We start from the raw sequence: 13046 nt of genomic DNA, 5'->3' as shown, positions 1-13046 counted from the left end.
TTGATTATTAAGTTATTAAAAAAAATAAGAAAAAAAATAAAGAAAAGAAATTATGTAATCATGTAGATATGTTTAAAAATAAGCTAAGAAAATAATAGCTAGTTAATACTAGCTATTGAACTTGAAGTAGCAACAAAACTATTAACCAATATTATGCTTTTGTAAAAGTAAAAGCTCTTCAGTACTAAGTTTTTTACCTTGTTTGAACTTTTCAAATATATCTTCAGCTTTTTCTTTTTCTTCACGATTTTTTTTAGTATTAGATTGTTTTTCAGATCTTCGTCTTTTGGATTTGTTTGTTCCAAGAGCTTTGTTTATAACGTGAATCTCACTTAAAACTATCTTAAATTCTTCGTGCTTACTTGAAGCAGCTTTCCTAGCTTCAATGAACTTTTTATGTGCTTCATCTGCAGTGGTCCTAATTTCATCAGTTTTTCTGAAGTAATTAAGCATATTTTCATGGAATTCTTGAGCTTGTTCAGAAAATTCAACTACTTTAGCATGATGTTCTTCAGAAACCTTTTTAAGATCTTGAGCAGCATCTTTAACTTTTTCGTCTTCTTTAATTTCCATTAATTGCTTTCTTAAGTCATTAGCATTTTTAACAAGTTGATTTTCTTTTTTAATATCTAAAACTCGAGTTTCAATGACTTTATCAATTTTTTTAATCTCATTTTCGAGTTTTAATCTATCTCTTCTTCCAGAAGACCATTCAAGTTTTTTAAGCTCTTCATTAACTTCATCACGTAATTTTTTAGATGCTTCAACATCTTTATTTATTTCATTACGTTTATCTCTGAAATCAATAGCTAATTTTAAGTTTTCTTTAAGACTATCATTAAGTTCATCTCGAATTTTACGATGTTCTTTTGCAACTTTGTTGAATTCTTCCCTTTCATCAGCTATTTTACTTATAAGAGCTTCTCTCTCATCTTTTTGTTGTCTAACTCCTTCAGGAGTAGTTGCAACATCAAAATCTACTTCAGGAAGCTGATTCTTTTTAGATTTTTTATTCTTAGATTTAGAACCTTTTTTATCTTCAGATACTTTTTCAGTTTCTTCTTCAGATGTTTTTCCACTTTCCTCAGAAGTTACATCTTCGCTAGATGTGGTTTCAACAGCCTCAGCAGATACATTTTCAGCAACTTCAGAAGTTGCATCCTCATTGTCTTCAAGAGCTACATCTTCACTAGATACAGCTTCAGAAGCTACATCTTCAGAAGCTACATCTTCAGAAGCTACATCTTCACTAGATACAACTTCAGCAGCTTCAGAAGCTACATCTTCACTAGATACAACTTCAGCAGCTTCAGAAGCTACATCTTCACTAGATATGTCTTCAGTGTCTTCAGCTATTTCTTCAGTTAATTCGGTTGATTCTTCTAGTTCATCAGAATCAGCGTTTAAATTATTTATAAAAAATAAAACTTCTTTTAAATCATTATTTTCTATGATGATATCAGCTATTTCTTTAACAGCTGGTTTTGCATTAAATGCAATTCCATACTTAGCTATTTCTATCATAGAAATATCATTTGCGCCATCACCAACAGCAACACATTCATCTAAGGAAATATCTTGCTCTTCAATGAGGTTAACTAGAACATCAGCTTTAGTACCCTCGACTAGAGGACCTTCAACTTCTCCAGTTAATAATCCGTCTTTTTCTAATAAAGAATTTGTAAAAACATGATCTAAGTTAAGCTTATCTTTCAAAGGGTTTGCAATTAAGTCAAAACTGCCACTTATAACAGCTATTTCAAAACCTTCGTCCTTCAAACCTTTAATAGCTTCTTCAGCCCCTTCCATGAGTTTTACTTCATTTCCAATTTTTTTAATTTCATCGACTGAAGCTCCTTTTAAAAGCTTAACTCTTTCTTTAATAGATGTTTCAAAGTCCAAATCACCGTTCATAGCTTGTTCGGTGATTTCCGCAATCTGTTCTTCAACGTTTACTAATTTCCCGATTTCATCTATGGCTTCACCATCAATAATAACATTATCTAAGTCAAATACTACAAGTTTAATCAATCACATCACCAATTATATTAAATCCAACTCGCTAAGTCGATCGTAGGCCCTTTCTACACCGAGTTTAGCATCATCTTTTGTTTTGGCACCAGTACAAACAACTTTTCCTGAACCAAATAATAATAAAACAACTTTAGGGTCTGATAAACGGTAAACTAATCCTGGGAATTGCTCAGGTTCGTATTCCGTATTTTCTAATTCTAGAGCTACTGACTCTAAATTTAGGGTTGCTTCCAAGTTAGCAGAAGCTACAATATTTTGTATTTTAATTTCAAATTCATGAGGAATGTCTTTATCAATAGTCCTCATCATATCAACAGTTTTTTTAATAGCTAATTTAGAATCTTCTATAGACTTAGCCCCAGTACAAACTAATTTTCCTGAACTGAAAATTAGTGCTGCAGTTTTAGGTTCTTTAAGTTTAAAGACTAATCCCGGAAACTGTTCACGGTTAAAATCAACACCTTCTAAAGCTGCGGAAACTTCAGTTAACTCTATATCCTTTCCAATGCTAGCAGAAGCTACAATGTTCTCTATTTTGATATCAACATCAGTCAAGTTAATATACCTCCCAATCAAATTTTAAAAAAAAATAAGTAAATTATTACTTATATCAATTTTTTATTTATATGATATATAAACCTATTTAAAAAATTTCAAAATATAAAAATTCATATAAATAATCTTATATAAACCATACTTAATAAAATGAAATATATAATAGTAATAAAGATATGAGTAATAATTATTTCATAATAGAACTCAAGAAATTTATATTCTAATATGATAGTTGCTATTACTAAATTTATATGTTCAATATATTATAAATAATTTTTCAATAAAGTTAGAAAAATAGTATAAATATAGTATAAAAAATTAAATAATTAGAATATGATTTTATAAAATATAATAATTGAGAAATTAAAGATATTCTATTTGGTAATTAAGAATTTAATAATAACTTATTCAAGTACTAAAAACTTAATAATATTTTATTTAAAAATTAAGAATCTAATAATAATTTATATAAGTATTAAAAACTTAATAATATTTTATTTAAAAATTAAGAATTTAATAATAATTTATATAATGATTAAAGAATTAAAAATATTTTATTTGAATAATAATAGTTTAATAATGATTATTTAATATTTAATGAAGTTAAAAACGATCTATTTAAAAAAAATAATAATTTTTAAACATTTTATTTAATAAGAGAAATAGTTAAAATTCATATTAATATAAGAAACAAATTTTTAATAATAGAAAATATTTTAAGGGATATTATGATAGAAGTTGAAGTTAAAGCTAAAATAAATGATTTTGATTATGTAATAAATAAATTAAAAGTAATTGGAGCTAAAAAAAGTCATATAGAGCATCAAGAAGATAGCTATTTTAATAGTCCTCTACGTGATTTTGCAAAAACAGACGAAGCTTTGAGAATAAGAAAAGTGACAATTGATGAAAACCTTTCTACTTTTATAACATACAAAGGACCAAAACTAAACAAATCAAGTAAAACAAGAGAAGAAATAGAAGTAGGAATCCAAGATGCCAGTAAAATAGCTAGTATATTCACCAACTTAGGATTTGTTCAAGCAGCTATTGTTATCAAAGACAGAACTATCTATAAATTGGATGAATACATCATAAGTCTTGATAAAGTTGAAGGACTCCAACCATACATGGAAATAGAAGCAGATTTAGACGACGGAACTGATTACCAAGATACTTTAGATAACATATTTAATATATTCAACAAATTAGGCGTGAATAGTGGTTTTGAAAGAACATCTTACTTAGAATTGCTGCAGTTGAAGAAATAACTTGCTTTTAATAATTAATTAGCAATTTTTAAAATTGCAGATGAACCTGTAATTGATGAAAGACATGAATATCATAGTAATTCACTGCGATATTATATTATTAACATATTATTAACTAAAAATTCAACATATAGGAAAGCATGATTAATAAGATTACTAACTATATGAACAGAAATAACAACTATTATAGATATTTATAAAACTAAATATGGAATATAATTGTCAAAATAAAAAAAATGTAATTTAAGTAAAGAAAGATTAACTGAATATGTTTAATCAAAATATGAGATGCTGAAACGAAACAATACCCATATTATTACTTAGATGAAAGTAGATAGATGTGATTAGATGTGGATTTTCAGATTTAGATATTTTAAAAGTTAAAATTTTGAAAAAAGTTACTTTAAACTTTTTCTTTTCAAATCATACTTTAAACTTTTCTCAATAACTTCAATTTTATTTAAAGTATTTCTTGTTTTATAAACCAATATCTCAACCCCATGTTTTTCTGCTTTAACCAATGTTTGACTAAAATCTGGGTCATTGTGCCAGTTTGGTTCGAAATTGTCACCATTTGGATGTTGGATCAAAAAGAAGACAATAGCTCTATGTCCCTGCTTTTTAAGTTCAATTAACTCTTCAAGATGTCTCTTTCCCCGTGTTGTTGGAGCATCTGGGAATTTAGCTATTCCATTTTCTATTAAAGTCACTCCTTTAACTTCAATGTAACATTGTTCACCATTATCATTAGAGAGATGGATATCTATTCGTGAATTTCCAACCGTTTTTTCCCTACTGTGATGATTATAATAGCTAAGTTCTTTTATCCTATTATTTACTATTGCATCATATACAATCGTATTAGCTAACTGTGAGTAAATTGATACTAAAACTCCATTGTTTTCTACAAAGTGAATTGTGTATTTTGTTTTTCTTTTAGGATCATTACTTGGAAGCAAATAAACAGTAACTCCATCCAACAATAATTCCTTGCATCTTCCAGTATTTGGAACGTGAGCAACAGTTTCTTCGCCGTTGATTTCCACATTAGCTATAAATCTATTAGGTCTACTTTTAAAAATAGCTTTTACATAATTGTTCATGAAATAGTTCCTTAATATCATTTATATTGACAAAATAAGAGTATTAAAAAATTTTCAAATCAATACCTTTTAAAATTTTATTTATATTTTTTATTATAAAAATCAATAGCTATTTATTTTTATTTTTAAATATCAACATTCAATAATTAATGGAAGTTTTCATCTTTGGTGAAAATTTAAATATCATAAAATAGTAATGTAATGCTTATATTTCCAATAATCATTATTATAAATAAAAAAACAGATCAGAGGTGTTTAAAATGGAAAACTATGCATATAGTGATGAACCAGGTTATGGAAGTTATAAATGTGATTATTGTGGTGAAGAAATAGTGATCGATGAAGAATCCAGAGTGTTTTCAATTCGCTCTCCATGTGATTATTTTAGTGAAGAGATGATAATTGAGAATGGATCTCCAGCACTTCCACCTTGCCCTACATGTGATTCCAATACTTGGGCAAGTCTAGAAAAAGAGGAAAAAGAGGAACTTCTTTAAAAAAATCATTATCTCTTTTATTTTTATATTAATACACATATTTACGATTTATATCAATATTTTTTAATAATTATTTTTTAATAATTAATTCTTTAAAATAATAGCTCTGTAGAGATTATATTTTGGGTGTTATAATTTTGTTTTCATGATTTATTTTTAAACTTTTCAATATAGATACTATTGTTAAGACAATTTAATTTTTTCTATAATTTTATTAATATAGATTTTATAGAGTAAGATTAAATAAAAGGTTTAAGATTGAATTAAGAAGATAAAATACTTTTTAATAATTTTGTTGAGAAATATAAATAAATTAATATTTAAATTGTCATGATACTATAATTCATTATTTTCACCCTCTAAAAAAAGAAAATATGCTATTTCACATGTTTTATGATCTAAAAGTTAGGAAACAATTATTTTAATATTTTTATTGTTTAAAATCCTTAAATTTAGATATTATTTTTGATAAATTATTTATATAGCTAAAATAAATTTTTCAATGATAAGATTATGGTTTACATAAGACAAGATTGATCAAACTTTTCTAATTCCTACTGATTTTTTAGATTTGATCCCAATAAAAACTATCCTTGCTGTTTCATGAAAAATTTAGTGAATCATGCATCTTTTGATGAAATTACTTCTAAATTTACAGGAAAAATACTGATATGGAAACAAATTAAATCTATTAATGTCAATTAAAGTGTAAACATTGAAAAAAAAGCTTATCAAATCAAAATTTCAATACAACATAGAGAAAAAAAGAAAATAAAGAAACTTATAAAGAAAAAAATAATAGTTGAAATACCTTTTACCCATAAAACATGACAAAAAATATAAACAAGTCGAAACCAGAAGATTATAGAAAAATTCAAAATGACATCAACCTTATATCAACAATATACAAAGAAATATACAAATATATCACCAAAAAAACATCATAATATTCTAAAAAAAAGAAATCACAACCTTCAAAAAAAAAAAATTCTTGTCCAATTTAACAAAAAAAAGTAAGAGAGAATAATGGAAAAAAATTAATTTATCCTCTCCTTTTTTAAATTTTTTTTGGTTTTTTTTTAGCTTTTATATTGGCTAAAGGTTTTTTTTATGCGATTCTTTTGTAGAATTTTATTTTGATTTTGGCTATTTTTGCATGTGCGAGGTTTTTGACGGTAGTTTTTAGGATTTTTTTGGTTTTGTTGTAGTTTGTTTTTATGTTGCTTGTTTTGCTGATTTTGCTTAGTGTGAAACCTTTTAAAGATTTCTGGAATAGTTTAGAACCTGTTAAAATACCATAATTTTTAAGATAATAAGTTTTATAATAGACTCTGTATCTTTTTCCATGATATTTTACGGTTTTAGCACTTACTTTGATGAGGTAGATTTTTATACTTGTTTTTGTGATTGATATACTGTTGGATTTTGCACTGGAAGAGCCATAGATGATGTTTTCAGTGTTTAGTCCGTTGTATGTTGCGTTTGCGTAGTATTTTCCTGCTTTAGTTGCTGTGTATGTGTACTGTGCAATCCCTTGACTATTTGTCCTAACATTCACATTTTTACCTGCAATAGCTAAACTAATAGTTTGATTACCTAATATATTTCCTTCACTGTCTTTGAGTGTGATTTTATAGGTAATTTTATTACCGTTTCTTGTTGAAGTTATTGTGATTTTAGTTCCAAGATTCTTCGCAGCAACAGTATAATTAGCAGCTATTGCTGCATCATTGTAATTACTGTTTCCAGAGAAAAATATATCAACATTAGCTATTCCTGCACTTGTATTAGGTATTATTAAACTCCAAACACCATCAATAACAGTCACATTGTAAACTACATCACCGATAACTACTTCGATATTATATGTTCCATTTATTAAGTTACCATTAGAAGTTATATTGCCGTTTATAGTAGAATTTCCTCCATAAGTAGCATTATTCGGTAAGTTAATGTTTATAGTTACATTAGCCTTTGTAACATTAAAGATACTACCATTACTAAAGCTTGTATAATTATCATTACCGGAAAAACTAACAACAATATCTAAAGTACCACTACGATTAGTAGTGTAATTTAACTCCCAATAACCAGAACCATCAACAGTCACATTAAATAGCGTACCATCAACAGTAACATTAACAAAATCAATACCTGTATGATTAGCTAAAACACCACTAACAGTGACATTTTCACCAATTTGAGCAGGATTAGGACTAATAACAATAGTAGAATTCGTAGAATTTTTTATCGCGTAAAAAGTTATATTCACATATTGTCCATCTAAAGAAGCATTTACAGTCTGAATTCCTAAAGATGAAACAGGACACAGATAAGTAAAATTACTATTACGACTGGAATTATAAGCTACACCACTAAAGTTACCATTAATAACAAAATCAGGTAAATTACCAACACCAGTATTATTCAAAGTATCATTCAAGACTAACAGAGAAAAACTAACATTATCACCAACATGAACATCATTCAAACTACTAGAGTTAGTAATATTCAAAATATAATGATTACTAGTATTAATACCCACAATTTTACCAGTTATATTGTTAATTCCCCACCAATTAAGGCTCGCATCTATACCACTAGCCATAGATGGAATATTTAAACCAGTGCCAGATAAAACACGATTATAATTAATAGTAACATTATTTACAGAATTAAGACCAGTATCAAAATTAATACCAGTACCAAGAGTTGTTCCAGCAAAAATGTTGTTACCAGAAACTAAGATATCACTTAAATCAGAGGGATTAAGATTAACAAACCCAATACCAATACCATTAGAGTTACTAGCATTCAAAGTGTTATTCACTACAGACAAACCACTAAAACTTGGATTATTATTGCAGTTAACATACATACCATAATTCGTACCCCTAATAATGTTATCAATGAAACTGATAGTATTGTTACTGGTGTATGCAATCAGAAGAACCCCATATCCAGATGCTCCTGTGATGTTGTTGTTATTGACGATTATGGTGTTGTTACTGGTTGCTGCAGACAACTGAACACCGTATGAGGTTTTTCCTGTGATGTTGTTGTCGGCGATGGTTATGTTGTTGTTACTGGTTGTTACAGACAGAGCAACACCGTATCCAGATGCTCCTGAGGTGCCTGTAATGTTATTGTTGGTGATGGTTATGTTGTTGTTACTATTGGTTGCAGTCAGAGAAATACCGTATGAGGATTTTCCTGTGATGTTGTTGTTATTGATGGTTATGTTGTTGTTACTATTGGCTTCTGCAAACAGAGCAACACCGTATCCAGATGCTCCTGTGATGGTGTTGTTATTGATTGTCATGGTGTTGTTACTGGTTTCTACATTCAGATAACTACCCTGTGATGCTGCTGTGATATTATTGTTGCTGATAGTTATGGTGTTGTCACTATTGGTTGCAGCCAACCTAACACTCTGCGAACTTGCTCCTGTTGATGTTGCTGTGATGTTATTGTTGTTAATAGTTATGGTGTTGTTACTAGTTGCTACATCCAGATTAACACCCGCCGAATTTGCTCCTGTTGATGTTGATGTGATGTTGTTGTTGCTGATGGTTATGTTGTTGTTACTGGTTGCTGCAGACAGAGTAACAACGTATGAGACTGCTGATGTGATGTTGTTGTTATTGATGATTATGGTGTTGTTACTAGTTGCTGCAGACAGAGCAACAGCACTGTTTCCTACTCCTGTGATGTTGTTGTTGCTGATAGTTATGGTGTTGTTACTATTGGTAAGAGTCAAATAAAAACCACGACCTGATCCTATTGTGATGTTGTTGTTTTCGGAAATTAGAGTGTTATTACAACTAGAAACGCTGAAACGCACACCTACTCCTTGAGATGAACTGTTACCTGTAATATTATTACCTTTAATTGTAATGTTAACAACTGAACCAGCTGTAGCACCTACATTTACAGCACCAGAGGTGCCAGTTACAGAAGAAATTATAGTATTATTTTCCAGTAATACATCAGTTAAAGAGTTACCAGACAAAGAGACACTACTACTAGCTGTACTCATATTACAACCAATAACTGATAGATTACCTGTGTTTGAATTAATAGCTGTTGTATATCCACTAATATTCAATTTAACTATTTTCACGTTCGGTGAAGTGATAGTAAATAGTGTACCAGTAGTACCTACTATATTCACTTGACCAATGGATGAAATATTAACACTTCTTGAAACAGTTAAACCAGTGAATTGGTTATAATCTCCTTCCTCAAAAACAACCTCATTGTCGCCCGCAGATGTATCACTGAGGAAATCCTGGACTTCCTGATTAGTAGAAGAACTATTAAAGTTAGCAGCACTAGCACCAGACAATAGTGCAAAAAAACACAAAAACAAGAAGGTTACAAGTACCACATTCTTTAAACGAGTTCCACTAGGAAAATAGTTATTCGTTTCAAACTTATTAGTTATTGTATTTTTATTTTTCATTATCATATTTTTTCACCTCCAAAATGAAAAAAAATTCTTTTTTAAAATTTTGATTAATGGATTATGAAACATAGAAATTATGAATCCCTATGTCAGATAACTATCTAAACAGACAAAGCTCAGATTAATTATAGATGATTATATCATTATTACCAGAACTATGATCATTTTTTATCTATCAAAAACCCATTAATCAGAGAAAAATTCCAAAAAAAATTAGAGAGTGTAAAAAAGTGTGGAGTTTTTTGAAAAAAATCACTTTTCATTTATAAACATTTATAATTAAAACTGAAAATTTTAGAAAAAACTCCACAAAAATTTACACTCTCAAAAATTAGTTAATCAATAAATACTAATAGAACATTTCTCTCATCAATGAACCCCAAAAAATAATAAAATGATATACATAATTAATTCACCAATTATCATCATCGTGTAATTATACTTCAATACTAAACATTACACCAATATATATATATATATATATATATATATTATTCAAATCATGAATAACTATTCTAACTTACATAAATAATTAATACTATATATAATTAACTACTATAAAAATACGAACTATTTATAATAAAAACCTACAAAAAGATAATATCTATACACAACAATATCAAAATCAAAATAACAAATTATAACAACATACCTAATAATATATAATATCCATAGAGGGTCGGCCAAAATTCCATATCGGCTTGTCAAAATCTTAGGAAAATCTTTTGTTTAGCAAAAGAAGAAACTTTTTTTTGAAAAAAGCTATTTTTGGCCGACCCTCCCATATATAAAAATAAAAACAAATAAAATTTAAAACAATAGCTATCAACAATAAAATATAAAAATTATAATAACAATTCAATCAAAAGAACAAATGATAAAAAAAACAGCAAAACAAAGCTATTAACCAAAATACGTAATCAACTAAAAAAAATAAAGAAACTGAACTCAAAAACACTTATTATGACATATATCACCACACAAAAACATTACAATACAAAAATTCAAACATGATTTCTACAAAGCCAAAATAATTTTATTTCAATTCCTCAATTACCTTTCATTAAATAACCTAAAAATTCACTGAGTTGTGATGCTCTGAATCCATTTCCGTATTTTTCCATAGCTAAATCTCCGGCCCTACCATTTAGGTATGTACTCAATCCTCCTGCATCAAAAGAAGATAGATCTTGAGATAATAAGCTTACAGCTATTCCTGCAAGAGAGTCACCCGTTCCTCCAACAGTCATTCCTTGATTTCCTGTTTTATTAACTCTTAATTTGTTACCTTTGAAAATTAAATCGTTTTTACCTTTTAATATGACTGTTCCTTTTATATCTTTAACAATCTTTTGGAAAATAGCCAATTTATCCATCAATTTTTCATGGGATAAATTATCAAATTTCAAATCAATATCTTCAAACTCAGTTTTCAAAGATTTTTCACTGATTATTTTTGAAAAGAATGATTTAAATTCAAAAAGATGAGGAGTTATTATAATATCTTCCCTATCTTTAATTAAACTCAAATCAATTAATTTTAATCCATCTGCATCAATGACTATAGGTTTTTTGATTTTTGAAGCTAAAATATTAAATAAAGTACCTGTTTCTTTATTAAGGCCAGATCCTGGACCTAGTAAAACTGCATCAACTTCCTCAACAATAGTTAAAATGTCGTCTAAGTTATTTGGATTTAAATAATCTCCTTTAAGAGGCTTAACTATGAAATCAGGCGAATAGGATTTTATAGCTAAACTTGCAGTCTCTGGAGTGGCAATGTAAACGATATCTGTACCAGTTGAGATTGATGATAAGGCTGCAATTGAAGGAGCCCCAGTGTAATCTTCATTTCCACCTACAATTAAAATTTTACCATTTTTACCTTTATGAGAATAGCTATCTCTTTTTTTCAACCTTAAAAGATCACCTTTTCCAAGGAAAATTTGAGCTTCAATTGGAATTCCAATATCAGAAGTTATTATTCCACCAATTAACTCTTCATCAGCTTTTTTAATACCAGATTTTATATTATGAAAGGTTAATGTATAATCTGGCTTAATAGCTACATCTTCAATAACTCCGTTTTCTGGATTCATTCCTGATGGAACATCGATAGAAATTTTTAAAGCATTAGATTCATTAATAATTTCAATAACTTTTTTAACTTTCTTTTTAAGTTTTCCTTTTATTCCAGTACCTAGTATTCCATCGAGAATTATGTGTTCACTGAAGCTTGTAGATTTAGCTATGGATATTTTTTCTAAATCTTCTATTGAATCAATATAGTTAATCTCTAGTCTTGAAAATCTAGGAGTCAGGTTCATTAAAATTTCAATATTTTTTCTAGCATCAGCAGATTTTATATTTTCCAATGGACTTAGCATGAATATTTCAATTTCAAATCCACGATTAAGAAGATGACGAGCAGCTACAAAACCATCTCCCCCATTACCTCCAGATCCTGTAAAAATAGCTATTTTAACTGGTTTTGAAAAGGTGTAAGTTGATAGTTTAGCTACCTCATCAGATAATGATTTACCAGCATTTTCCATTAAACAAAGTCTAGAAAGACCTAAATCTTCACAATTAATATCAGTTGCTATCATATCAATAGGTTTCATATTCTCCCTTCAGTATTATGATTATTTTCCTTCAATATTATGATTATTTTAAATTATAATTGATTATTCAGTTATTAATTTATTAATCAATTATAATTACTCCATTTTAATTACATTAATTTTTTAGATAGAGATTAATGATAATAAGGATAATATTTAAATTAACTGTCTTTTTGTAATATTATCTATTTTATAATTATTATAATTATAGTGTTTTATGAAAGTAAAAGTTTAAAAAATTAAAAATAGTCCATAAAGTTAATAAGACTGTCAAAATAATGGCCAGATTTTCTCAAAATTTAATAAAAGCTTTCTATTTGATTAAACAAAAAAACTCTTAAGATTGGACTATTTATTTCAAATAAGGCAGGAAAAATAAGATTTAGAATGTGGCTTTCTAAAACCTTTAATCTGAAATTTAAATATCTAATCGATTTTTGACAGCCTAGAAAAAAGAAATTGAAATTCTCAATAGCTTATTTATAAATAATAAT

Annotated in this window: 7 protein-coding genes; 2 read left to right on the top strand and 5 right to left on the bottom strand. The window is 27.8% G+C overall.

Going from position 1 to position 13046, the window contains the following annotated elements; all coding sequences use genetic code 11:
* Positions 1–141: 141 nt before the first annotated feature.
* The gene (gene serB, locus MBCUT_RS03190) at positions 142–2031 is read right to left on the bottom strand and encodes a phosphoserine phosphatase SerB (protein ID WP_067258798.1); all 1890 of its coding nucleotides are present in this window, start codon (positions 2029–2031) and stop codon (positions 142–144) included.
* A gap of 12 nt (positions 2032–2043) precedes the next feature.
* Entirely contained in the window at positions 2044–2589 is a 546-nt protein-coding gene (locus tag MBCUT_RS03185) for a TATA-box-binding protein (RefSeq protein ID WP_067258796.1), read from the bottom strand.
* Between the two features lie 728 nt (positions 2590–3317).
* On the opposite strand from MBCUT_RS03185, the gene cyaB reads away from it, so the two are divergent.
* Positions 3318–3860 carry a class IV adenylate cyclase gene (gene cyaB / locus MBCUT_RS03180; protein ID WP_067258795.1) on the top strand — a complete coding sequence of 181 codons (543 nt, stop codon included), beginning with the start codon at positions 3318–3320 and terminating at the stop codon, positions 3858–3860.
* Positions 3861–4258: 398 nt separating this feature from the next.
* Here the strand turns inward: cyaB and sfsA are convergent, their stop codons facing one another.
* Positions 4259–4963, bottom strand: a complete 705-nt coding sequence (sfsA, locus tag MBCUT_RS03175) for a DNA/RNA nuclease SfsA (protein WP_084270695.1) — start codon at positions 4961–4963, stop codon at positions 4259–4261.
* A 260-nt stretch (positions 4964–5223) separates the two neighbouring features.
* Here sfsA and MBCUT_RS03170 point away from each other — a divergent pair, with 260 nt between their 5' ends.
* Entirely contained in the window at positions 5224–5460 is a 237-nt protein-coding gene (locus tag MBCUT_RS03170) for a hypothetical protein (protein WP_067258791.1), read from the top strand.
* 1108 nt (positions 5461–6568) lie between these two features.
* On the opposite strand, the gene MBCUT_RS03165 is transcribed toward MBCUT_RS03170, so the two are convergent.
* Both MBCUT_RS03165 and MBCUT_RS03160 read right to left on the bottom strand, forming a co-directional pair.
* Positions 6569–9931 (bottom strand): beta strand repeat-containing protein, encoded by a 3363-nt coding sequence (locus MBCUT_RS03165; RefSeq protein WP_067258788.1) that lies wholly within the window; start codon positions 9929–9931, stop codon positions 6569–6571.
* A gap of 1046 nt (positions 9932–10977) precedes the next feature.
* Entirely contained in the window at positions 10978–12552 is a 1575-nt protein-coding gene (locus MBCUT_RS03160) for a bifunctional ADP-dependent NAD(P)H-hydrate dehydratase/NAD(P)H-hydrate epimerase (protein WP_067258786.1), read from the bottom strand.
* Positions 12553–13046: the final 494 nt, after the last annotated feature.

Origin of the sequence: Methanobrevibacter cuticularis (genome assembly GCF_001639285.1) — an archaeon.
In the GTDB taxonomy this organism is placed as follows: domain Archaea; phylum Methanobacteriota; class Methanobacteria; order Methanobacteriales; family Methanobacteriaceae; genus Methanobaculum; species Methanobaculum cuticulare.
The sequence above is the reverse complement of the archived record's forward strand: the minus strand, read 5'-3'. Positions and strand labels throughout refer to the sequence as shown.

Bases quoted from the DNA above. Each gene is read 5' to 3' on its own strand.
- cyaB (WP_067258795.1), top strand. From the start codon at position 3,318: ATGATAGAAGTTGAAGTTAAAGCTAAAATAAATGATTTTGATTATGTA.
- sfsA (WP_084270695.1), bottom strand. From the start codon at position 4,963: ATGAACAATTATGTAAAAGCTATTTTTAAAAGTAGACCTAATAGATTT.
- MBCUT_RS03170 (WP_067258791.1), top strand. From the start codon at position 5,224: ATGGAAAACTATGCATATAGTGATGAACCAGGTTATGGAAGTTATAAA.
- MBCUT_RS03165 (WP_067258788.1), bottom strand. From the start codon at position 9,931: ATGATAATGAAAAATAAAAATACAATAACTAATAAGTTTGAAACGAAT.
- MBCUT_RS03160 (WP_067258786.1), bottom strand. From the start codon at position 12,552: ATGAAACCTATTGATATGATAGCAACTGATATTAATTGTGAAGATTTA.